Genomic DNA, 23,411 nt, shown 5'->3' with positions numbered 1-23,411 from the left:
TACTGTTGAAAAAATATCATCTTGTCTTGAAAAAATAAAAAATACCAAAATATGCAGATTTTAGAACCTCAAAACCAGCAAACGTTAGCAAAATCTTACAATCAAGAAGATTGGCAAAAAGGATATGAATCACTCAAACAAGAATACGATTATTGGATTGATGAAATAGAAGGGGTAATACCCGCAGAACTACAAGGAACACTATTGAGAAATGGACCCGGTTTATTAGATATCAACGGACAAAGATTACATCATCCCTTTGATGGGGATGGAATGATTAGCCGCATTACATTTACTAACGGACGCGCCCATTTTCGTAATAAATTTGTAGAAACAGAAGGTTATTTAGCAGAAAAAAAAGCTGGTAAAATTCTTTATCGTGGCGTATTTGGTACACAAAAACCAGGAGGTTGGTTAGCTAATGCCTTTGATTTCAAAATCAAACATATTGCTAATACTAATGTTATCTATTGGGGTAAAAAACTATTAGCTTTATGGGAAGCAGCAGAACCTTATTTATTGCATCCCCACACCTTAGAAACATTAGGCAACGAATATTTTAATGGTGTTTTATCCCCAGGTGAAGCTTTTAGCGCCCATCCCCGCATAGATCCCAATGGTAAATTAGTTAACTTTGCCATTAAACCAGGACTATCAACCACAATTACAATTTTTGAACTCAACACCAACGGCGAAATTATCAGTAAACAAAATCATAGTGTTCCTGGTTTTTGCTTTATTCATGATTTTGTCATCACCGAAAATTACTGTATCTTCTTCCAAAACCCTGTTAATTTTAATCCCATACCTTTCGCTTTAGGAATGGCCAGTGCTGGACAATGTATTCAAGTCCAAAAAAATCAACCCACAAAAATCATTATTATTCCCCGCAAAGATAGTAAAGCTGAGAAAGAAGAAGTCAGAACTTTAGAAACCCAAGCAGGTTTTATTTTCCATCATGTCAACGCTTTTGAAGTGGAAACTGAAATTATCATTGATTCAATTTGCTATGAATCATTACCAGAAGTAGAACCAAATACTGATTATCTACAAACCAACTTTGACACCAATGCACCAGGACAAATTTGGCGATTTGATATTAATTTGCCGGAGAAAAAAGTACAAAGTCAGTTAATAGATAAACGTGCTTGTGAATTTCCTACTATTCATCCGAATAATGTAGGTAGACCATACCGTTATTTGTACATTGCTGCGGCTCATAACCCCATAGGAAATGCACCCTTACAAGCAATCATGAAAGTAGACTTAGCAACAGAAAAACGAGAAATTTGGAGTGCAGCACCACGGGGTTTTATGGGTGAACCAATTTTTATTCCTCGTTCCAACTCTCAACAAGAAGATGAAGGTTGGGTAATAGCTTTGGTTTATGATGCAGAACATCATCGCTCAGATGTAGTGATTTTAGATGCTCAGGATTTTTCAAAAGGTGTAATTGCTAAATTACACCTTAAACATCATATTCCTTATGGTTTACATGGGAGTTTTACACCAGAAACATTCATTTAATTAATGTAGGTTGGGTTAAGCGTAAACCCAACACAACAAAATCATATTAAATAGAACGGAAAAACACCTTTAAACCATCACTGGGTTGAGACGTGGGTATCATTTTTAAATCTAAATTTTGTCCTGGTACAAGTTCCCATTCATAACCACGCAACAGCAAAGCAGCAAATATTTTCATTTCCAACTTAGCAAATTCTTTACCTAAACATTCTCTCATCCCACCACCAAAGGCAACATAACTAAAAGGTTTAGATTTGTCCTCATTTCTCTCTACACTAAACCTTTCTGGATCGAAAGTTTGAGAATTTTTATAAATAGTTTCATCTTGGTGGGTTTTCCCTATTTGATACAGTACACTCCAACTTTGAGGAATACTATATCCATTAAATTCACAAGTTTTAGTTACAGAACGAAAACCACCACCAACAGGGGGAATAACTCGCAAAACTTCCTTGAGTATTTGGTCTAAATAAGTCATTTGTTTTAAATGTTCAGATGTGAGCGCACCTGTAACATTTATTTGTTGTTGTTCTTTTCTTGCTGCTGCTAAAATGTCTGGGTTTTGTGCTAACAACAAACAAAAAGAAGACATTGCCGAAGTTAAGGTTTCATGTCCAGCAAATAATAATGTTAAAATTTGATCTTTGAGTTCATTTACACTCAAACTATTACCATCTTCATCTTTAGCATTTAACAACAAACCCAAAGCATCTTTTTCTGAATTTTCTGAGATTGGCTGCTTTTGACGTTGTAAAATTATATTTTCAATTTTCGCTAATAACAGTTCTCGACTTTTTAGAGCTTTACCAAATTTAGTCCAAGGTAAACGAATGGGAAGAGTAAATAAACCTTGACACCATTCTTCAAATAATTCAGCAAAATGAGGATCATTAGTAGTATCTGTTCCTACTAATAATTTACAAGCCACATCAAAAGTATATTGTCTGATTTCAGGATACCAGGTTAATTGACCTAAATTTAACCATTTTTGTAAATAGCTATTAGTAATTTCCACCATTGTAGGTGTATAACTTGCTAAAGCTCTGGGTAGAAATGCTTGAGCTAATAATTTACGTCGGGTTTGATGAATGCTTCCAGTTTGCGTTGCTAAAGATGCAGGACCAAGCAATTCTGAAACAGTCTTAGGCCATTGAATTATAAAATTCTGATTTTCACCACTAAATACAAAGCGGTTTGCATCTGCTCCTATCATCATAATTGTAGGAGAACCAAAGATATTAGTTTTAAAAATGTTGCCGTATTTCTGTTGTCTTTTTCTGGCAAAATTTTTATCTGTTAAAAAACTAATTGTTTCACCAATGATAGGTAAACCAAAGTTTCCCGGTGGTAAAGGTAATTGATTATCAGTAGAAATATCTTGGTTTTTTGATTTGTTTTCTTGGATTTTCATAATTGTATATAGTTTGATGGGATACTAATGTTATCAGTTGGTATTGGTAATTGCTAATTAATAGTTTTTGAAGTTTATCCTATTAAACGATTTAATCTTTTGTAGACATCATCATCATTACGTTTACCAACTAAAATAACTTCTACTAAATCTTGCTCTTGATAGTATCTATAAATAATGCGATATTCACCACTATCTACTCGATAAAAACCCTGATAACCAGATAGTTGTTTTCAGAACTTGTCAGATATCTGACTTCTAACATTGAATTATGTTTTTTAACATCATCATCAAAGAAGTCGGGGTCTAGTGTCTCAGAAGTTTTCAGATACCCGACTTCTAACGTTCAGTTATGGTGTGTTAATATTCTCAAAAAGAAGTTAGGGATCTAGTTTCTTGAAAAATACTTTTAACCCATCACTCGATTGAGGCATGGGTGTCATTTTTGAATCTGAATTTTGTCCTGGTACAAGTTCCCATTCATAACCACGTAAGAGCAAAGCAGTAAATATTTTCATTTCTAACTTAGCAAATTCTTTACCTAAACATTCTTTAATTCCCCCACCAAAGGGAATGTAACTAAAAGGTTTAGATTTGTCCTCATTTCTCTCTACACTAAACCTATCTGGATCGAAACTCTGAGGATTTTGATAAATATTTTCATCTTCATGGGTTTTGTATATGTCATACACTACCACCCAACCTTCAGGAATAGAATAACCATTAAATTCACAGGTTTTGATTACTGAACGAAAACCACCAAGTATGGGGGGAATAAGTCGTAAAATTTCCTTAAGTATTTGGTCTAGGTAAGTCATTTGTTTAAGATGTTCAGCTGTGAGGTCACCTGTACAATTTATTTGTTGTTGTTCTTGTCTTGCTGCTACTAAAATTTCTGGGTTTTCTGCTAACAGCAAACAGAAAGAAAAGAGTACAGAACTTAAAGCTTCATGTCCAACAAATAATAATCCTAAAATTTGATCTTTGATTTCATCTACACTCAAACTATTGCCATTTTCATCTTTGGCATTTAACAATAAATCCAAAGCATCTTTTTCTGAATTTTCCAAACTTGGTTGTTTTTGACGTTCTACAATAATCTTGTCAATTTTTGCTAATAACAGTTTTCTGCTTTTCACAGCTTTACTAAACATAGTCCAAGGTAAGCGAATGGGAATAGCGTGTAACCCTTGACACCATGCTTCAAATAATTTGTGAAAATCATGGTCATTAGTAATGTCTGTTCCTACTAATAATTTACAAGCTATATCAAAAGCATATTCTCTCAGTTGAGGATACAAAGCTAATTGACCTAAATCTTTCCATTTCTGTAAATAGCTATTAGTAATTTCTACCATTGCAGGTGTATAACTCGCTAAAGCTCGCGTTTGAAATGCTTGGGCTAATAATTTACGTCGGGTTTGATGTATGCTTCCTGTTTGCATTGCTAAAGATACAGGACCCAACAAGTCTGAAGTATTCTTATCCTGTCTAACTGTGAAATTCCGATTTTCACCACTAAATATAAAGCGGTTTGCATCTGCTCCTATCATTACAATTGTAGGAATACCAAACATATTAGTTTTAAAAACGTTACCGTATTTTTCTTGTCGTTTATTAATAAAGTTTTTATCTGTTAAAAAACTAATTGTTTCACCAATGATAGGTAAACCTAAGTTTCCAGGTGGTAAAGGTAATTGATTATCAGTAGAAATATCTGGGTTGTTAGATTTGTTTTCTGGGATTTTCATAAGGATTATCAAGTAAAAGTTTAGGTTTTTCAGTTTTAAGTACCCAAGCAAAATTAATTTACAGCGATTTTTAGGCAAGTGTATAAAATTTAAAAAATTGTAATATATTTGCGTTCTTCAGTAAAATAATTGTTGCTACACATAAATATAACCAAACAAATGTAACAAAAACTACAAAATTCTTATTTTTTCAAAAAAACAGGGTAAGCTAACCATACATATCCGGTTCACCAAAGTACCGTGATGAGGAGTAAATGTTATGGTGACAACCTCGCGCCCATTGTGGGAAAATCATTCTCCAGCCCATATTTGCCCGTTTGACCAAGCTTGTAGTTATTTAGAATGGGCAGGTAAAGAGTTAAAATTAGATCCTGGTTTATTAGAAATACTTAGTCATCCCCGGAAAGTCGTCACCGTTTCCATACCCGTAAAAATGGATAACGGGGAAGTGCGAGTTTTAGCCGGACATCGGGTACAACATTCTGATATTTTAGGACCATATAAAGGTGGTATTCGTTACCATCCGGCAGTGACTTTACGGGAAGTTTCCGCTTTAGCTATGTTAATGACTTGGAAATGTGCATTGTTAGGTATTCCCTATGGTGGTGCTAAAGGTGGTATTCCCATAGATCCGAAACAATACAGTGTATCAGAATTAGAAAGAATAAGTCGCCGTTATATCAGTGAGTTAATTAAAGATATTGGACCATCAGTAGATATACCAGCCCCAGACATGGGTACATCTGCGCGGGAAATGGCCTGGATGATGGATACCTATTCTGTGAATGTTGGTCATGCTGTACCCGGTGTTGTTACTGGTAAACCCCTTTCTGTAGGTGGTTCTCTGGGTCGAGAAATGGCTACGGGGCGCGGTGTAATGATTATTGTCCGGGAAGCCTTGGCAGATCAAGGTAAATCCCTGGCAGATGTAAAAATTGCTATTCAAGGTTTCGGTAATGTGGGGGGTGCTGCGGCTGAATTGTTATACCAAGCAGGGGCAAAAATTATTGCGGTTTCCAGTGGTGCTGGGGGTGTATATGCGGAAACTGGGCTTGATATTCCGGCTTTAAAAGCTTACGCTGCTCAAAATCGTCGCAGTGTGGTGGGTTTTCCCCAAGCTATTCCCATTAGTAATGCAGATTTACTCATTTTACCTTGTGATGTATTAATTCCTGCTGCTTTGGAAAATCAAATTACGGAAGAAAATGTGCATCAGATTCAAGCGCAAATGATTGCTGAAGCAGCTAATGGACCTGTGACTTTGGAAGCTAACCGAGTTTTAGAAGCCAGTGGAGTTACGGTTTTACCTGATATTTTAGCTAATGCTGGGGGGGTAGTAGTTAGTTATTTGGAATGGGTGCAAGGTCTTTCTTATCTGTTCTGGGATGAGGAAAGAGTAAACCGGGAAATGGAACATTTAATGGTAAATGCTTACCGTCACGTAATTCAACAAGCACAGACTCGCAGAGTAAATTTACGGTTAGCCGCTTATACTCTTGGTGTGGGTAGAGTGGCGCAAGCTTTGACTGATAGGGGTTTGTATCCTTAGTTACAGGGCTGTAACTCGTTAACTCGTTCCCAGTCTCTGACTGGGAATGCTATTACAGAGTCTCTGACTCTATCATCATAGAAGCCAGAGTCTTCTGATGTTCATTCCCTCATCAGGTAAAAATAACGGCGAAATTGCGCGAATATTAGATATTAGCTCACATTCCGCATAAGCGGAGAATAAAAAAATAATTATCTCCAAAAACATTGTTTGGTAAGGGTTTTCAGGATTTTAGTTCAAAGGAACTATAAAATGTTTATTAGGAATTTATCTCATTTATTGAGAATATTTTTGGAGTAAAGTTTGTACAACCCTGAATCTTTCGTGATAATTATTCAGAATTGGATTTTATCTGCGGAATGTGGGTATTAGTTTGGATATGGCTCGGTTATGGCGAAACTTGAAATTAGGCGATCGCTCTCAACCGTCAGGTGATATAGTAAATTTTTGCTTGATAATCACGCTTTTACTATTTAAATTGTTTCCAATTTATTTCTTCAACTAATTTAAGTTTAGGAATATATTGTATGGCAAGTTGATAACTATCAGTTTTAGACAATATATCAACTAATGATAACAAATGAATACTTTCTGGTTTTAGGTATGGATGACCAAATAGACGATCTTTAAATGTTTTCTTATATCCTACACCTGATAACATAACACTAATTTCTGCTCGGTGATACATCATATCAGCATATAAAATTTTTGCATGATCTACCGTCAATTCTGATTGACTAAGCTTACTTTGAAAATAGAATAACCTACCATCTTCGCGGATAACCCCATCAATTCCACCATCTTTACCTAGTGGTCCAGGATGAAAACCTAAAATTCTGGCAAAAGTACGACCAAGTTCTTGTTTTCTTTTTGAACTTGTTCTCACTATTCCTAATGCCAGATTATATGCTATGTACTGTTCCATGTAAATACTAAAATTAATAATTAAAAAATAGCCGATGTTTCTAATTCAATTAATCGGGAATGCAAGAGAATAATTCCCAAATTCAAATAGATAAATATTGCATCCTCAATTCCAGATTTTAATAAGGTATCAAGAGTGCATTCATTAACTTCAAACATCAAAGTTTCTTCATCTATGATCATATCTTCAACTTTTTTTCTCAGATGTTGAATTTTGATCTGATTTTGCATTGACTCATGATAACCATAAGCAAATGCCATATTTAAAATAGTTTTCTCATCTACTTGCAACCGCATTTGTAGATCATCCAGCTGTATTTTACATTTTTTACCAACACGAACTGGAGAAGGTTGCATTTTACCTTGACGCAAAGATTTGAGAGCAGATGTTTTCATTGTCTCTCTTATATAGTCTTCTTGTTGACGTTTCAATTCATCTTTACTACGTGCGATCAAGTTAGGATCTCGATGCTTTTTTGGTGGACGAGTAGAAGATGTATGATTAGCTTCTGCCATTTTTTTACTCCATAACTACTCTTTTGTAGTAATCCCATAGGTGCTCACAATCTGGTTCATTCCATAAATAGTCATAATTAATGAAAACTGCATTACCAGCTTTCATAGGCAACCAATCAACAGGATCAAGAATTTCATAATTAGTAAACCGATTATCAATAAACTGCTGAAAATCATATTTTGATACTCCTATTGGTACAATTTTCACCTGGATAGAACCAATAATAGGACGTGCTTGTTCAAGTGCTATTAGCATATCATTTAAACTTACAAATGAACCTATATCATCTTGCTTAACTCCTAGTAATACCAAATCAGGTGTAACCTCAAACAAGAATTTAGAAATAGATGTTAGATCAGGTGAAACATCAATAACAGTATGAGTAAATTTTTTATTTTTTGCTAATTTTCCTAAAGTTTTAGCTAACCGGTCAGGGTTACTCTTATCACTTTCACTGACGACTGTAAGTTTATCTTCTTGGGTTACAAGTGTTTCACCACCTGGTTTTGGTGCTGATCCTTCGCTAAAGAATTTGAAACTGTGAGCTTGAGAGTCACCATCTATTAAGAGTACCTTATTGCCCATATTCAGGAAAACTCCAGTAATATGAATTGCAGTTGTTGTTTTGCCTACTCCACCCTTATGGTGAACACATAGAACTTTCATAATAAGCTATACTCATCTAATATTTTATTAGTTTTTCTAAAATAACATCAAAACGTTCTCACATCGGTTTCTTATGAAAATCCGCTAAGGAGTATATAGCAGTGTAGCCAGATTTAGTAGGCTTAGAAATCAGCAAAGGTGAACTAAAACGCTTAACAGGGTTTGACACAGAGGACGTATTTCGTCCTTCAATTATGGCGGATAAGCAAAAGCGCATTGGCTTTTTTATTAACGAAGCTTTGGTTGCTTTAGCACTGACACCAGTTATTGTTAGTTTTATTTATCAAGAACATAAGTGATATCTGCACTGTAACTGATTCGAGAAGATTTAGTTCGCGCTTTGAAAAGTGAACGGATTTTGCGCCATAATAAAAAACTGCTTGCTAATAACCAAGAGTTACTTGCAAATAACTTAGCCAATTTGCAAACCTTAGAAGTTAGTAATCAAGCTGGGGAATATGCACAACTTTTAAATCAATCATTGCAGATTGCTTTAGATGTACAAGCAGAACTGAGAAAATTACAAAAAGTCTAATTAAGTTGTCTACACAAAATCTGATGAATAACCAACCCAAAATTATCGTTTTAGATGATGATCCCACCGGTTCTCAAACTGTTCACAGTTGTTTACTCCTGATGCGTTGGGATGTGGAAACCTTGCGTTTAGGTTTAAAAGATGATGCTCCCATTTTCTTTATCTTAACCAATACGCGATCACTCACCCCAGAAGATGCAGCAAATGTCACCAAAGAAGTTTGTCATAACCTCAAAATCGCACTAGCAGCAGAAAACATCGAGGATTTTCTCGTAGTTAGTCGTTCTGACTCCACCTTACGCGGTCATTATCCCATAGAAACCGATGTCATTGCCGAAGAACTCGGACCTTTTGACGCTCATTTTCTCGTACCCGCATTTTTTGAAGGTGGGAGAATTACCTGTGACAGCATCCATTATCTCATTATTGATGGTGTACCCACCCCCGTACACGAAACAGAATTTGCTCGTGATTCTGTATTTAGTTACAATTACAGCTACTTACCCAAGTATGTAGAAGAAAAAACCAGAGGACGCATCAAAGAAGATACCGTCACCAGATTTTTACTTGATGATATCCGTAAAGGTAGCTTAGAAAGATTATTACAACTGCATGATAATCAGTGTGGGGTAGTTGATGGGGAAACCCAAGCCGATCTTAACACCTTTGCTGTAGACATATTAACAGCCGCCAGTCAAGGTAAACGCTTTTTATTCCGCTCCGCTGCTAGTATATTAACAGCTTTAGCTGCTTTACCCCCCCAACCCATAGCTGCGGAAAATATGGCAGAATATGTGCGTGGTGGTAAGCCGGGAGCAGTTATTGTTGGTTCTCATGTGAAAAAGACAACTCAACAGTTAGAATCACTGTTAACAGTTGCGGGAACGGTAGGGATAGAAGTTAATGTCGGAAGATTACTTGATGATGGAGTCAATGAATCTGCTAAACTGCTAACCGAGATTCTAGAACAAATCCGGGAAGTACATAATGCTGGAAAAACACCAGTAGTTTATACTAGCCGTCAGGAATTGACTTTTAAAGATGTCAAAACTAGATTAGACTTTGGGGCAAGAGTTTCGGCTTTACTAATGGATATTGTAAAGGGTTTACCAGCTGATATAGGATTTTTAATCAGCAAGGGGGGTATAACTTCTAATGATGTCTTGAGTACAGGTTTAAATTTAACTTCTGCTCGGTTATTAGGTCAAATTTTAGCCGGTTGTTCAATGGTAATTACACCATCTGATCATCCTCAGTTTTCTAATTTACCTGTGGTTTTATTTCCCGGTAATGTCGGTAATGCTGATGCCTTGGCTACAATTTATCAAAGATTGACTAATCAGTAAACATTTATCAGGAGTCAGGAGGCAGGAGTCAGGAGTCAGGAGTCAGGAGTCAGGAGGCAGAAGGCAGGAGGCAAGAGGCAGAAGGCAGGAGGCAGAAGGTAAATATTTCTCCCCAATCACCAATCACCAATCACCAATCACCAATTACCCATTACCCATTACCCATTACCCATTAAGAATGAATTCTGATTCTAAGAAATCACCAAAAGATTTGAAAATGGAGTCAAATTCTGCACTTAACGATGCAGAATCAATCTCTATTAATGATGATAGAGAGGAAAAAAGTGTCAACCCTGTTCATAAAGAGGGAGATACTAATGTAGATGTTAAAGATAGTGATTCTATCATTCCCAATGGAGAGCTAAATTCTGTTCTTGTCTATTTACAAGCTCATGCAGATAGGAAGATAGATTCTAATTCTGAAGAGAAATCTGAAGAGAAATCTGAAGATAAGAAAACAGAAACAAGCAATTTTGAATTGATTGATCTGAACAGCGATGAGTTAGTGTCAACAGGAAAAAATAACAACAATAATATTCAAGTTCAGTTAAAAACCAAGGAGGGAAGACTATTATTAATTTTGCCAACAGAATCTCAAGTACCTGCTTCTGAGTTCAGTTGCTCCGAGATTTGGCAACAAATGAGACAGAGACTAAATGGTAGCGATCGCCTACGTATACCTAACACTATAGTACATTTGGTAGCGAAAGACCGCTTATTGGACTCAAGACAACTGCAAGAACTGGCACAAACTTTAAATGAACTGCAACTAGAGTTAAAATCAGTCGCCACAAGTCGCAGACAAACCGCGATCGCCGCTTGTACATTAGGTTATTCTGTCGAACAAATCCAACTACAACCATCCTTCACCGCTGACGCTCAACTAGCTCCTAAACCTCTAGCAGATGCGCTCTATCTAGAAATGACAGTAAGATCAGGTGGAGAAATTCGCCATCCTGGCACTGTGATTATTTTGGGAGATATCAACCCTGGTGGTATTGTGGTTGCAGATGGTGATATTCTCATTTGGGGGCGTTTGCGGGGGGTAGCTCATGCCGGCGCTGGGGGAAATCGTGATTGTCTAATTATGGCTTTGCAAATGGAACCAACCCAACTGCGAATCGCCGATGCAGTAGCTAGAGCGCCTGAAAAATCACTAACACATTTTTTCCCAGAAGTGGCACATATCACACCCGAAGGCATCCGTATTGCCAAAGCTACTGATTTTTCTCGCAGTCAGTTAAGCAAAATTAATCAGAGTCTCTATGGCAGGAGTCAGTAGTCGTAGGGGCGAAGCATTCGGAAAACAACCTTGGACAAAAATTGATAATTTATCGCCCGAATGCTGATGCTTCCAGCACGCTTCGCGAACGCCCGTACAGGAGTCAGGAGTAAAACCTGATAATGCTGGAAGTTTCATCATATATTGATGTTATCAGCGCCCCGTCTACTGCTATAACTAGTTCTAAATATTCTCTCAATATTTAGTATTATTTCCACCAACCCTAATCGAGCGCATTGCCGTTATGAGTCGTATTATTGTAATTACCTCCGGTAAAGGAGGAGTGGGTAAAACCACGGTTTCCGCAAATCTGGGTATGGCTTTAGCCAAAATCGGGCGACAAGTGGCCTTAGTTGATGCGGATTTTGGTCTGAGAAATTTAGATTTGTTGCTAGGACTAGAAAACCGCATTGTCTACACAGCGGTAGAAGTGTTAGCTAGAGAGTGTCGTTTAGATCAAGCTTTAGTCAAAGATAAACGACAACCGAATCTGGTACTACTACCAGCAGCCCAAAATCGCACCAAAGACGCGGTAACACCAGACCAAATGAGACTGCTAGTAAATGCACTAGCACAAAAATACCAATATGTAGTCATAGATAGTCCCGCAGGCATTGAAATGGGGTTTAAAAATGCGATCGCCCCAGCTAAAGAAGCCCTCATTGTCACCACCCCGGAAATCTCCGCAGTCCGCGATGCTGACCGGGTAGTAGGATTATTAGAAGCCCAAGGTGTCAAAAAGATTCATTTAATCATCAACCGGATTAGACCTGCAATGGTACGGGCAAATGATATGATGTCTGTACAGGATGTTCAGGAACTTCTCGCCATCCCCTTAATCGGGGTTGTCCCTGATGACGAGCGTGTGATAGTCTCTACTAACCGAGGCGAACCTTTAGTATTATCAGAAGCTCCTTCTTTGGCAGCCTCAGCCTTTGAAAATATTGCTCGTAGATTAGAAGGGGAAACTGTCGAATTTCTTGATCTTGACTCCCCCAACGACAACTTATTTTCCCGGTTACGCAAGTTGTTACGGACAAAGATTGTTTAATTTTTTTCAGTTACCGCCTTATAACCTAGCCAGCAATGATTCTTGAACTTTTAGAAAAACTTTTTGTTCGCACACCAAACACCAGTCGCACTGAAGTTAAACGTCGTCTGCAAGTAGTTATAGCCCACGACCGAGCAGACTTAGATGCCCAAACCTTGGAAAAAATGCGTCAGGAAATCCTAGCAATTGTCTGTCGCTATGTAGAAATTGAAACAGATGGTTTGGAGTTTTCTTTAGAAAGCAACCAACGCACAACTGCTTTAATCGCAAATTTACCTATTCGTCGTGTTAAGGAAAACACTCCTGAAGCAGAAGAAACAGAGACATCTATTGAGGTTTGATCTCAATACTTTTCGGTTAAGCCCAAAACAACGAAATAACGTAGGTTGGGTTGAACGAAGTGAAACCCAACAAACCCTTGTAAATGTTGGGTTTCGTTCCTCAACCCAACCTTGTATCTTAGAGGAGGGTGGGTTAGGAGTGTATTAAATTTGCACTGTAAGCTACCTCTTGTCAAAATCAGGATTTTTCGTTTTTTTAGTTTTAAGACTTGACAAGTCGCAAAACTTTTTGTACATTTATGTTATGAGTAGAAATCTGTAGAGCCAGATATAGTAAACTTTTAAATATTCAACATCGTTATTTCCACTCACATTCAAAAAATCCCCACTACCAATTTATCAATCACATCCTGAAAATCCTTTAATCCTGGATATCCTGATTCTGACAATATGCAAGCTTGGACACCCGATACCAGACTACAGAACAGCTAAGAAAATGGAAGAAGTATATAATTCGTAATTAGGGCTTGCTGAATAAAGATAAAACCTTGATAAATTCTGGAAACCACTTATGTAATTTCTGGAGATGTCTCATAGACATCTCCGAAAAAGATGTAGGGACAATTCATGAATTGTCCCTACATCTTATGTTACCAGTGGTCTATTCTAGAGACGTTCTATATAACATCTCTACATTTTTGCATTAACTACACAATGAGTTAATCAATCGTCAATTTCTTTCTACGCCATAGTTGATAGTCACAAATAAGTTGTGACAGCTTGTACAGGATTTCTTCCTCAAAGGGAATCCGCCATTTTATAGGACGAACGGGACGGTATCGGTCAAACATTAGTATTAAAGTTACCACAGCCATAATAATCAGGTGTGTTTGTAGGACAGTTAGAGGTAAGAGCATTAAAGCCCAACAATTTCCTACACACCAAAGGCCGTTAACCATCCCATAGCGCCAACAATCTAAATTAGCAGCCAGTCCAAAAGGTGAAAGGCCAGGAGTCCAGTGGCAGTGGTTCAAGCAGGACTGCTTCCACGGGCTAGACTGCCAAAAAATGGCTAATAGCAAGGCAACACCAGAAGCGCCAAACCATCCCTCGCCCACAAAAAACCTCAGCAAAGCTGCAACAGGCATTAATATCAGACCTGCCAGAGTCCAGATACTGATATAGCCAAAAAGAAACAAAACAATGGCAATCCAACGCCGTCGGGTTAAGCTACGTAACCAAAGGTGACGGATTGGTTGGGCTAACGCAGGAGACATCATAGCAACCAACATCACCAACCAATACAATACGATCACTGCCAGGGAGTGGAAAGAGAGCATATCATCTAGTGAGTGAATCATCTGTCCATGCCCATGAACTGAGACAGCAATCATCCGTCCTGACATTACCTGATGAAGTTCTCCTGGTAGCAACATCACCCCCCAAGCAATCAGGGAAACTTTCACCAGCGTCGGTAGAGGAGGCTCACTAATAAATGATATGTATCTACTTAATGTGATTCTCATTGCTCGAGTTTAAACGACTCACGAGACAGACATACTTGCTCCACTCTTATATCATCGGCTGGATAGTCCTCAGTTAGTGGGATGAAAGTAACTTTAAGGTTCTTAGTTCCATCCCATCCGCCAAATCCAGTTTTAGCAAAGATATCGGTAATTTCAAAAACTTCGGTAACTCCTAGTCCCCCACCTGCGGATGCTTGGCTCACACCAAAAAAGGCGATACTACCCGCATGCAGATCAGGATAATCATAACCTGGAGCACCTTTAGGAAGACTAACAAACACGTTAATGATCCTACCATCCTTGTTGCTGGTGATATTATTTAGAGACAGGAAAAACCTATACTCTGGGGAGTATTTTACTGGTTTATCCATTTGAATCTCTATCGAAGTTCTATTTGCTCCTTGTAAGCTTGTGGCGGTCTTAGTACTACCAAGGTTTTCTGGAAGCTTTCCGACAGGGTTAGTAGCCATACCTTTTAGGGGATCTGAAATGTCATCATATTGATAACTGAGATCATACTGGTAATCTATTTTCAGTGCCAAGGTATTGACAACATCCTTTGGTCTGAACTCCCAGACCTGTCCAGATGTCAAAGGTACCATAAAGCCACGTTCATTCGGACCGTCGAGCCACTCTTTTTGTGTTCTGTTGAAAAGTTCTATTATTTGGTTGTCCGCTTCGTTTTCTGGTGTATTTGGTAGTGGCTCCTGCAAATATGGGTTCTTATGCTTCGGATTACGGTTGGTCCAAACTTCCCACAGGCGGTCAATATTGGCATGGTGCAACCAAAATAGAGGGTCAAGACCGGCAGTGACTGGGTTACCCATCAGTCCACCACGTCGTTCAACTATATCTTCCCCATTTTCATCTTTCAGCGGTTTGTTATCTTTGCCCATTTTAACTTTTTCCCGCCCACCAACAAGACCATGAACGTTGTTATGTGGACTGCTTTCTGCTTGACCAAAGGTTGTAGCCTCGTGGCTAAAAGTGGTTTTTACTCCCCCAAAACCAGTTGAAGATGCAGATGTTCCCATAAAACTGGGTTGAGTCAATGTCTGTTTTAGACTTAGCGATAGTTTGGTCGACGCATACTGGTTCTTTGCGTCTTGTGATCCTTGAGCAATTTTTTGTGGCAGTGTTGCCAGAGGTCCGTACCGTTGTTTGATATATAGAGGATTTTCAGACTCATCCGGCATATACTCATTGGTAAATGCTGGTGGTATTTGTGTTGCACGATAATCATCTTTTGGATCTGCGGGGTTCCAGTAAGGTAAAGCCCAATCTGTCCAATGATAATTAACTTTGATACCTTTCTTTTCGTCTGCTATCATTTCCTGTTTAATAGCTTCACGCACTATTGCTTCAAATGACAGCAAATAGCCACGATGCCAAGGTAAGAAGTACCAGCTTCCGTGCTGGCATTGTTTCCAGTAAAGGCTTTGTACCCAATAAGGTGGTAACTTTTCACCCAAGGTCAGGAAGCCTTCAATGTGCCATAATACGGGATCAAAACCATGAATAGCAGCTAAAAAATCCCAGCTTGTGGGATCTGAAATTGGCTTGGCTCTGAGGACTCTAACACCCCTAGCGTACCAGTACAACACGGGATCATCGAAATCTCCATTCTTTGCCCATACATTTCTACGAGTGAAAGCCATAAAATTCCTTTTGGTGTTTGTTGGATGGTGAACCGTTGTATAAAACCTAGACAAAACTAGACTTGAGTTTCTACTTCAATGAGAAATGAGAGCATGGGAGCGGCTATCCCTCAGTAGAATTTCGCACCTTAGTTCAGACGCGATAAAATCATTGTTCTTATTCAATGATTGGTGAATATTAAGACAAGTTCGTGCATTCATTAATACGCAAGAATTAGCTAAAAATAGCCCGTGTTATCCCGTACTATTAGAACCTTAGCTCGATGTAACAAGCACGCTATTTTTATCTATTATGACTTATGCAAGTATTACACCATAGAAACTTTTGCAAGATGTGCTAGACGGCATAAATCATGTAAATAAACAGATTTTTGATATCTGATGCACCCTACGAATATGCCAGTTGCATAGGTCATGAATATAATAATAAGCACATTTGACGTAATGTCAATATTGAATATCGTTAATTTTAGTAACTTTAGCTAATTTTTCACTCATTGTATTTTAAATTGTATATTCAGTGACAAAATCACTTAAATAACAACTAGATATTTGCGATATAAATTATACTGGCTATGCTTACATTTGGTGGCTGCCTTTGGTTTAATTTCCATAGCATCATAATAGTAAATATTGCTACTTAGATAGGTAGGCGTTAAAAATTGTCGTTATGGCAAGACAGGAGGCAGGAGGGAAGAGGTTTTTAGCAATTTTACATTTTTGTACTTGCTTGGTTTTTTCGTGCCGACTTACTTTTATCCCCATCCCTGAAATCCCCAAAAATCCTTAAATTATTGACTTCATTCTCAATAATGTTGATAATATACCCCCCTTTATTGATAAAAATCTTTTTTTCGATAGATCCCCAACTTCTTGAAGAAGCTAGGGATCTGGGTATTAGTAGAAAGAAACCGAAAAACCTCCTGCCTCCTGCCTCCTGCTAATTAAATCAATCCTGCTGATTCATAAAGTCTTTTAAACAAAGCTTTAATCTTAGTTCCATAATCTAAATCTGCTGACCATCTTCCTGATAGTTGATCTACAGAAGGAGCAACACCCCTAGTCACAAATCTAAAGCGAGGATCTACTTCTTGTTGTACCAAAGGTTCTAAACTAGCGTAGGCTTTTAAATGTTGAATATGCGCTCTTACTCCTATTCTGGCACTAGGAAAAGATGCTGCTTCTGAACCACCACCTATTGCTCCTAAACCAGCAAAGTTATTTTGTTGAGGTCTAATATCTCCACCAAAACGTAAAAAGCCAGTTTCTAAACACATTTGACAAAAGGCAAGATCATGATTTACGCCTTCAATGATCGCTTCTTCTCGATAAAGTTTAGGAATGTCAGGAAACTGCACTAGAGCGTTTTCATTGTTATTCCGCAAAAATATTTGTAGCTGTACTTCTGTGGTATTTCCATTAGAAATAATTTGCTCAATGTGTGCCGGACAAATTGTTAAAATGGAACGGAGTTTAAGAGTTTTAGTTGCACTATCCCAACTAATAGAAATATTAAAATCTCGCAGTTCGATAGCTTTGATATAAACTAAACGGCGATAGGTTACACGGTTAACATTAGGTGATTTTGATAAATCAATTCGCAACCGATCTACTAAGTCAATGGGAATATAGGAATTACCATTAATTAATACTCCTTGTTCTGGATAATTTTGCCCATTGATGTTAATATTAATTGGTGGATAATTTGGTTCTACAGGAGTTCCCTGATTTGGATCAACTCCTCGACTCCAAGCTGTTAATCCATCTACAATTCCTAATGCAAAATCACGACGACGAGTTTGTAATAAATTGCGATCGTCTGGACTGCTGAGAAACCCTACTTGCATGACTAAAGCCGGTAAAGTAGTGCGGCGACAAAACTGCAAACTACCTAAGCCACTGTCTGTATCTGGTCTGACTCCGCGATTAGGTAATTGAGGTACACGGCGCAACAATCCCATGAGTAACGTTTCTGCATTTTGCTTGCGTTGATTGTTGCTGGCAATGTGGTAAACACTAGCACCCCTAACAGTAGGACTACTAGCAGCATCAGCTTGAATTTCTACAGCCACATCAGTGGAACGAGCGCGAGAGTTAATCCAGGTGATAGTTTGGGCAGCACTTAAATCATCAGGCACAGCTAAAACTTCCACAGTACGCGCCCGCAGTTCTGTTACAATTAGATCCCGTAACAGAATCATTTCCTTAGCTTCAGTTGTACCACCTGCGATCGCACCAGGATCAATACCGCCAGCTTCCCTACCTCCATGCGCGGCCGAAATAAAAATACGTCCCATCTTTAATGATTCCCATTGTTAAGCTCCAGCATGAAGCAATTTTAACGATTATTTTGGGTTTGGGATCAAGAATTATAATAAGGCAGGAGTCAGGAGTCAGGAGTCAGGAGTCAGGAGTCAGGAGTTTTGATTTTTCCCTAATCATCAATCACCAATCACCCAAAAATGCAAATCCCCCGTTTACATCCAGATACAATAGAAGAAGTTAAACACCGGGCTGATATTGTTGATGTTGTCTCAGATTATGTAGTTTTACGTAGACGAGGCAAAGATTTTGTCGGGTTATGTCCTTTCCATGACGAGAAAACCCCTAGTTTTACAGTGAGTCCAAGCAAGCAAATGTATTATTGTTTTGGTTGTCAAGCTGCGGGTAATGCCATTAAGTTTGTCATGGATTTGAATAAACGACATTTTGCAGAAGTAGTTCTAGATTTAGCAAAACGTTATCAAGTTCCTGTCAAAACCTTAGCACCTGAACAAAGAAAAGAATTACAACGTCAAATATCTTTACGTGAGCAATTATATGAGATTTTAGCATCTACAGCCCAATTTTATCAACACGCTTTAAGACAAAATTTGGGTCAAAAAGCGATGCAATATTTACAGGAAAATCGGCAATTAAAAATAGAAACAATTCAACAATTTGGTTTAGGTTATGCTCCCCCTGGTTGGGAAACTTTACATCGTTATTTGGTGGAAAATAAAAATTATCCTGTGCAGTTGGTAGAAAAAGCTGGTTTAATTAAACCTAGAAAAGAAGGGGGAGGTTATTATGATGTATTTCGGGATAGATTAATGATTCCTATCCACGATGTTCAAGGAAGAGTAATTGCTTTTGGTGGCAGAACTTTAACAGATGAACAACCAAAATATTTAAATTCCCCAGAAACAGAATTATTTAGTAAAGGTAAAACTTTATTTGCTTTAGATCAAGCTAAAGATGGTATTTCTAAATCAGATCAAGGGGTAGTAGTAGAGGGATATTTTGATGCGATCGCCCTTCATGCAGCAGGAATTAATAACGTCGTTGCATCCCTGGGTACAGCATTAAGTATAGAACAAGTGCGGCTATTATTGCGTTACTCAGATTCCAAACAATTAATACTTAATTTTGATGCAGATAACGCTGGAATTAATGCCGCAGAAAGAGCAATTGGTGAAATTGCCACCTTAGCATATAAAGGCGAAGTACAGTTAAAAATTCTCAACATTCCCGACGGTAAAGATGCGGATGAATATTTGCATACTCATACAGCAACAGAATATCAGCAACTATTAGCAAATGCCCCACTGTGGTTAAATTGGCAAATTGAGGAAATTATTAAAGATAGAGATTTAAAACAAGCCGCCAATTTTCAAATCGTTACAAAAGAAATGGTTAAAATCTTGCAGAAAATCGTTAATAGTGATACACTTAATTACTATATTTCCTACTGTGCAGAAATACTCAGCTTAGGGGACGCTAGACTTATACCCCTACGAGTTGAGAACCTACTAACTCAAATTGCACCTGCTAGTGTACAAACTCCACCTTTGCGTTTACGCAAACCAGAGTCAAAAACGCCAAAGCTATCTCTAGTAACCACTGAACGCAGTTTATTAGAACAAGCAGAGGCGTTATTATTACGAATTTTTCTCCATTGTCCTGAACAACGTCAAATTATATTTGAGGAATTAGAAGAAAGAAATTTAGAATTTAGCCTTTCTCATCATCGGTTTTTGTGGCAAAAAAGTTTAGAATTTCCATTAGAAGAAGTAGACTTAATTTCTAACTTACAAAATCGGTATTTAGAATTAGAAGAAGATTTAAAAATAGTATCTCATGTATTTCATTTGAATGAAAAAAACAAGCAAGAAATACTGCGTACTCCCCAAGTTGTACAAGCAACCTTAGCTTGTATAGAAATAGTTTTGAGGGAAAAACGCTATCGTCATTTTATGGAACTGTGGGAAAAAGTTGATCCACAAATAGAACCAGAAAAAAATAAATCATATTATGATAATGCTATTGCTGAAAAAAGACGAATACAAGAATTAGATAAACAAAGACAATTTTCCATAGCCGAATTATTTTAATCAAAGAATAGGGAGTATACTAATTCTATGAAACTACAAACAACTATCCAAGAAATCAAAACAGTTAAAGCCTACTATACCCCAGAAGAATATTTAGAACTGGAAGAAAAATCAGAGTACAAAAATGAATATAGAGATGGAGAAATTATACCCATGACAGGCAGAACAACAAATCATAATAAACTAGCATTAAATTTAGCTACTAGCCTGAATTTAGCATTAAATGATTTAGACTATGAAATTTATATTGGAGATGTAAAACTGTGGATACAACGTTATCGAGAATTTACTTATCCTGATGTCATGGTCATAGAAGGTGAACCTATTTATTATAGTACAAACACCACAATTGTTACCAATCCTTTATTAATTGCCGAAGTCCTATCTCAATCTACAAAAGACTATGATCGGGGTGATAAATTTCTTTATTATCGTTCAATTCCCGAATTTAAAGAATATATTTTGATTGATCAACATAAACATTATGTAATGCAATATGTCAAAAATAATGAAAATCAATGGATTTTGACAGAGTATGAAACAGAAGATGCTATTTTAAAACTTGCATCAATTAACCTTCAATTATCTTTAAAACAACTGTATAAAAAAATTAACTTTTTGGAACAAATAGAGTAAAATTTTCAATTGAAAATTGACAATTGTTTCATTAAAGGCTTCCGCCGTGAGCGTCAGCCGATAGCGTAGCGTGGCGTTAGCCATACGGTTTAAAACCTCTCCTTTCAACGGGAAAAATAAAAAATAAGCTTTTTCAATCCTCTCCCTTCAATGGAGGGGTAATTGTCAATTGTTCATTGTCAATTATCAATTATTGAATATTCACCTATAACCTGAGCTTTGGTAAAATAGATTTAGATAACATTCCATGAACCCCTTTTTGTGGACTATTCACCACTTGAGTAATATGAAAATTTACTACTAAACTGCATAAAACATAAGCATCTTCTGGTGATAAATTGGCAAAACGTTCTAGAAAATCAATCATATTTTTTAACGCCAATTCCAAAGCATCATCTAATGTTTCTGCAAAACCCATTGTGATGAAATCTGTAGGAGTTTCTGCTATGGGTGTTGTCAGTTGTAAATCTTTACGTAATATGAGTTTAATTCTGCCATTCATAGATGTTTCAATAGCAGTTACATTTACCTCACCATCTCCTTGTGCAGAATGTCCATCACCAATGGAAAATAATGCACCAGGAACATATATAGGTAAAAATAATTTTGCACCTGCTTGTAATTGACGGTTATCAATATTTCCTCCATAAGCACCTGGAGGTATAGAATTACGGTTATTTTCTGGGGTAGCAACTCCTAAAATGCCAAAAAAAGGTGTGAGAGGAATTTTAATATTTGAACCGGGTGGAAATTCGGCAAAATTATTTTTTAAATCGAGGGGAATAAATCTTAATGCAGCTTCTGTAAACTGCTGTGGTAATACTCCCCAACCTGCACGAATAGCGTTAAAACCAACAGGTAAACGCGGTGAAATTGACTTTAATTGTACTTCTAAAATATCCCCTGGTTGTGCATTATTGATGTAAATTGGTCCGGTGAGTAAATGGGGTCCTGGTGCTATTTTTTGTTCTGGTGGTAAATTTTCACAGATATCAATAAATTCTGGTGTAAGAAATTCTGAAGGAGCTTTGTCGTAAACGTAATAACCTGTATATGTTTCTATGTCTATTGTGTCATGGGAATCAACAAATAATGCTGGTTTTAAGAGGTGAGAAAAGCCACCTAAATGTACAGTTTCTTTCGTAGCTTTTAAAATGTGGTGAGTCATTTTTGCAGATGCTGATGGCTGAATAAACAATTATCAATTGTCAATTGTCAATTGTCAATTGTCAATTGATAACAGGTTATTTTGAGTTTTCAGAGTGTTTTTTCCAGCAACCTAATATAATTGCGGATATCATGATCTTTCACTCGTGCAGAAATGAAGTTGAAACTAAACCAAGGTCCTAGTCGTAATTGTTGACCTACATGACTATATCTTCCTTGCCACCACCTGGGTAATGCTGGTACTATATCCATGCCATAAATAAAGCGATAAGTGTTAGGAACTCTCTGATTATAAGATTGAGAAAATTCCTTATTGCCTACTTTGGGCGAGCCAAATGTATAGACTTCTAAGGAAGATAATTGAGGGTGAAAATTATATTCAATATCTACACCACATAAGGTTGCTAATGCTCCTCCTAAACTATGGCCTGTGACAATGATATTAGCAGTCTGATTATCTTTGATATATTGATGAATCTGATCTCTAACGGAAAGGTAAGCATTGCTAAAACCAGAATGCATGAGTGATCCAGAGTTCTTACCTTTTTTATATGGGTAAGTTTGCTCGGTTTTAGCAACAATTTCTTGTTGAATTATTTTCTCATCAAATTCTCTATTTTCCTTTTCTTCATCAATACCTATCTTGCCAGTATCGAAGTTATATCGCCAGTCCATTCTTGATTCAGTACCACGAAAAACTATAGTTACTGCTGAGGAATCTGCTAAAATTGCCAATTGAGTATCGGTGGTTTTGTCGCTAATCAGAATTGGTTTTTCAGTCCAGCCGCTAAAGGCTATTTTAGAGAAGTCTTGATAAATTTCTTGACAGCACACTGCCATTTTCACTGCTTTGGAATAATTCACTGTCATCACTAAGTCCTCATCAAAAATTTTGAGTAATATTTTGACCAATATTCAGATGTTCTAGAACACCAATTCATTAATCGTAACGGCGTTCGCGTAGCGTGCTGGAGGCATAGCATTCGGACAGAATATGAACTGGTTTCAGCGATAGGTTATCACCCGAATGCTTCGCCCCTACAAGGTAAAAACAGATTACCTAGCATTACTGAATCGACGTTCTAGGAAACATCTATGTATTATTGGTGATTCGACGGATATCATAGCATTGTTTATTTACAAACGACTAGAGTGCAGCAAAATATAAAAAAATATAAATTTATATTACAAAAATACCTATCATACTCAGA

General features: G+C 37.3%; 18 protein-coding genes and 2 pseudogenes. 9 read left to right on the top strand and 11 right to left on the bottom strand.

Annotation, left to right across the window (positions count from 1 at the left end):
* The first annotated feature begins 51 nt into the window (after positions 1–51).
* Positions 52–1,527 carry a carotenoid oxygenase family protein gene (locus tag FFR48_RS01535; RefSeq protein ID WP_137666131.1) on the top strand — a complete coding sequence of 492 codons (1,476 nt, stop codon included), beginning with the start codon at positions 52–54 and terminating at the stop codon, positions 1,525–1,527.
* A 46-nt stretch (positions 1,528–1,573) separates the two neighbouring features.
* Here the strand turns inward: FFR48_RS01535 and FFR48_RS01530 are convergent, their stop codons facing one another.
* From FFR48_RS01530 to FFR48_RS01520, 3 genes and pseudogenes are all read right to left on the bottom strand, one after another.
* Positions 1,574–2,938: a cytochrome P450 gene (locus FFR48_RS01530; protein WP_137666130.1), complete on the bottom strand. Its 1,365-nt coding sequence runs from the start codon at positions 2,936–2,938 to the stop codon at positions 1,574–1,576.
* Between the two features lie 74 nt (positions 2,939–3,012).
* Positions 3,013–3,171 (bottom strand): annotated as a pseudogene (locus FFR48_RS29230) (type II toxin-antitoxin system RelE family toxin); the annotation flags it as partial.
* A gap of 147 nt (positions 3,172–3,318) precedes the next feature.
* A complete protein-coding gene (locus FFR48_RS01520; protein WP_137666129.1) occupies positions 3,319–4,689 on the bottom strand; it encodes a cytochrome P450 in 1,371 nt (456 codons plus the stop codon).
* A 259-nt stretch (positions 4,690–4,948) separates the two neighbouring features.
* Here FFR48_RS01520 and FFR48_RS01515 point away from each other — a divergent pair, with 259 nt between their 5' ends.
* On the top strand, positions 4,949–6,238 hold the full coding sequence (locus FFR48_RS01515) for a Glu/Leu/Phe/Val family dehydrogenase (protein ID WP_137666128.1): 1,290 nt from the start codon (positions 4,949–4,951) through the stop codon (positions 6,236–6,238).
* Between the two features lie 469 nt (positions 6,239–6,707).
* On the opposite strand, the gene FFR48_RS01510 is transcribed toward FFR48_RS01515, so the two are convergent.
* Genes FFR48_RS01510 through FFR48_RS01500 form a run of 3 tightly spaced genes read right to left on the bottom strand, consistent with a single transcriptional unit; the run spans position 6,708 to position 8,345 of the window.
* Entirely contained in the window at positions 6,708–7,163 is a 456-nt protein-coding gene (locus tag FFR48_RS01510) for a restriction endonuclease (RefSeq protein ID WP_137666127.1), read from the bottom strand.
* 20 nt (positions 7,164–7,183) lie between these two features.
* Entirely contained in the window at positions 7,184–7,678 is a 495-nt protein-coding gene (locus FFR48_RS01505) for a hypothetical protein (RefSeq protein ID WP_137666126.1), read from the bottom strand.
* A 4-nt stretch (positions 7,679–7,682) separates the two neighbouring features.
* Positions 7,683–8,345: an AAA family ATPase gene (locus FFR48_RS01500; protein ID WP_137666125.1), complete on the bottom strand. Its 663-nt coding sequence runs from the start codon at positions 8,343–8,345 to the stop codon at positions 7,683–7,685.
* Positions 8,346–8,473: 128 nt separating this feature from the next.
* Here FFR48_RS01500 and FFR48_RS01495 point away from each other — a divergent pair.
* From FFR48_RS01495 to minE, 5 genes and pseudogenes are all read left to right on the top strand, one after another.
* Positions 8,474–8,880, top strand: a pseudogene (locus FFR48_RS01495) (hypothetical protein).
* Positions 8,881–8,903: 23 nt separating this feature from the next.
* On the top strand, positions 8,904–10,226 hold the full coding sequence (locus tag FFR48_RS01490; RefSeq protein WP_137666124.1) for a four-carbon acid sugar kinase family protein: 1,323 nt from the start codon (positions 8,904–8,906) through the stop codon (positions 10,224–10,226).
* A 178-nt stretch (positions 10,227–10,404) separates the two neighbouring features.
* Positions 10,405–11,508, top strand: coding sequence for a septum site-determining protein MinC (gene minC / locus FFR48_RS01480; RefSeq protein WP_137666123.1), 1,104 nt, complete (start codon positions 10,405–10,407; stop codon positions 11,506–11,508).
* A gap of 244 nt (positions 11,509–11,752) precedes the next feature.
* The gene (minD, locus tag FFR48_RS01475) at positions 11,753–12,559 is read left to right on the top strand and encodes a septum site-determining protein MinD (RefSeq protein WP_137666122.1); all 807 of its coding nucleotides are present in this window, start codon (positions 11,753–11,755) and stop codon (positions 12,557–12,559) included.
* Positions 12,560–12,594: 35 nt separating this feature from the next.
* Positions 12,595–12,900 (top strand): cell division topological specificity factor MinE, encoded by a 306-nt coding sequence (gene minE / locus FFR48_RS01470; protein WP_137666121.1) that lies wholly within the window; start codon positions 12,595–12,597, stop codon positions 12,898–12,900.
* 659 nt (positions 12,901–13,559) lie between these two features.
* Here the strand turns inward: minE and FFR48_RS01465 are convergent.
* From FFR48_RS01465 to tftA, 3 genes are all read right to left on the bottom strand, one after another.
* On the bottom strand, positions 13,560–14,306 hold the full coding sequence (locus FFR48_RS01465; RefSeq protein WP_162501826.1) for a DUF2182 domain-containing protein: 747 nt from the start codon (positions 14,304–14,306) through the stop codon (positions 13,560–13,562).
* Between the two features lie 56 nt (positions 14,307–14,362).
* Positions 14,363–16,024 carry a tyrosinase family protein gene (locus tag FFR48_RS01460; protein WP_137666120.1) on the bottom strand — a complete coding sequence of 554 codons (1,662 nt, stop codon included), beginning with the start codon at positions 16,022–16,024 and terminating at the stop codon, positions 14,363–14,365.
* Between the two features lie 944 nt (positions 16,025–16,968).
* Positions 16,969–18,321: a hormogonium tapered terminus morphoprotein TftA gene (gene tftA / locus FFR48_RS01455; protein WP_137666119.1), complete on the bottom strand. Its 1,353-nt coding sequence runs from the start codon at positions 18,319–18,321 to the stop codon at positions 16,969–16,971.
* A gap of 165 nt (positions 18,322–18,486) precedes the next feature.
* Between tftA and dnaG the strand changes: the two genes are divergently transcribed.
* Positions 18,487–20,397 (top strand): DNA primase, encoded by a 1,911-nt coding sequence (gene dnaG / locus FFR48_RS01450; RefSeq protein ID WP_137666118.1) that lies wholly within the window; start codon positions 18,487–18,489, stop codon positions 20,395–20,397.
* A 27-nt stretch (positions 20,398–20,424) separates the two neighbouring features.
* A complete protein-coding gene (locus FFR48_RS01445) occupies positions 20,425–21,033 on the top strand; it encodes a Uma2 family endonuclease (protein WP_137666117.1) in 609 nt (202 codons plus the stop codon).
* 205 nt (positions 21,034–21,238) lie between these two features.
* Here the strand turns inward: FFR48_RS01445 and FFR48_RS01440 are convergent, their stop codons facing one another.
* Both FFR48_RS01440 and FFR48_RS01435 read right to left on the bottom strand, forming a co-directional pair.
* On the bottom strand, positions 21,239–22,201 hold the full coding sequence (locus tag FFR48_RS01440) for an acetamidase/formamidase family protein (RefSeq protein WP_137666116.1): 963 nt from the start codon (positions 22,199–22,201) through the stop codon (positions 21,239–21,241).
* Between the two features lie 89 nt (positions 22,202–22,290).
* Positions 22,291–23,070 (bottom strand): lipase family protein, encoded by a 780-nt coding sequence (locus FFR48_RS01435; protein ID WP_137666115.1) that lies wholly within the window; start codon positions 23,068–23,070, stop codon positions 22,291–22,293.
* Between the last annotated feature and the right edge of the window lie 341 nt (positions 23,071–23,411).

Origin of the sequence: Sphaerospermopsis reniformis (assembly GCF_005402885.1) — a bacterium.
In the GTDB taxonomy this organism is placed as follows: Bacteria; Cyanobacteriota; Cyanobacteriia; order Cyanobacteriales; family Nostocaceae; genus Sphaerospermopsis; species Sphaerospermopsis kisseleviana.
Note: the sequence above shows the minus strand (reverse complement) of the source record. Positions and strands in the feature narration are given on the sequence as shown.

Bases quoted from the DNA above. Each gene is read 5' to 3' on its own strand.
- FFR48_RS01535 (WP_137666131.1), top strand. From the start codon at position 52: ATGCAGATTTTAGAACCTCAAAACCAGCAAACGTTAGCAAAATCTTAC.
- FFR48_RS01530 (WP_137666130.1), bottom strand. From the start codon at position 2,938: ATGAAAATCCAAGAAAACAAATCAAAAAACCAAGATATTTCTACTGAT.
- FFR48_RS01520 (WP_137666129.1), bottom strand. From the start codon at position 4,689: ATGAAAATCCCAGAAAACAAATCTAACAACCCAGATATTTCTACTGAT.
- FFR48_RS01515 (WP_137666128.1), top strand. From the start codon at position 4,949: ATGGTGACAACCTCGCGCCCATTGTGGGAAAATCATTCTCCAGCCCAT.
- FFR48_RS01510 (WP_137666127.1), bottom strand. From the start codon at position 7,163: ATGGAACAGTACATAGCATATAATCTGGCATTAGGAATAGTGAGAACA.
- FFR48_RS01505 (WP_137666126.1), bottom strand. From the start codon at position 7,678: ATGGCAGAAGCTAATCATACATCTTCTACTCGTCCACCAAAAAAGCAT.
- FFR48_RS01500 (WP_137666125.1), bottom strand. From the start codon at position 8,345: ATGAAAGTTCTATGTGTTCACCATAAGGGTGGAGTAGGCAAAACAACA.
- FFR48_RS01490 (WP_137666124.1), top strand. From the start codon at position 8,904: ATGAATAACCAACCCAAAATTATCGTTTTAGATGATGATCCCACCGGT.
- minC (WP_137666123.1), top strand. From the start codon at position 10,405: ATGAATTCTGATTCTAAGAAATCACCAAAAGATTTGAAAATGGAGTCA.
- minD (WP_137666122.1), top strand. From the start codon at position 11,753: ATGAGTCGTATTATTGTAATTACCTCCGGTAAAGGAGGAGTGGGTAAA.
- minE (WP_137666121.1), top strand. From the start codon at position 12,595: ATGATTCTTGAACTTTTAGAAAAACTTTTTGTTCGCACACCAAACACC.
- FFR48_RS01460 (WP_137666120.1), bottom strand. From the start codon at position 16,024: ATGGCTTTCACTCGTAGAAATGTATGGGCAAAGAATGGAGATTTCGAT.
- tftA (WP_137666119.1), bottom strand. From the start codon at position 18,321: ATGGGACGTATTTTTATTTCGGCCGCGCATGGAGGTAGGGAAGCTGGC.
- dnaG (WP_137666118.1), top strand. From the start codon at position 18,487: ATGCAAATCCCCCGTTTACATCCAGATACAATAGAAGAAGTTAAACAC.
- FFR48_RS01445 (WP_137666117.1), top strand. From the start codon at position 20,425: ATGAAACTACAAACAACTATCCAAGAAATCAAAACAGTTAAAGCCTAC.
- FFR48_RS01440 (WP_137666116.1), bottom strand. From the start codon at position 22,201: ATGACTCACCACATTTTAAAAGCTACGAAAGAAACTGTACATTTAGGT.
- FFR48_RS01435 (WP_137666115.1), bottom strand. From the start codon at position 23,070: ATGACAGTGAATTATTCCAAAGCAGTGAAAATGGCAGTGTGCTGTCAA.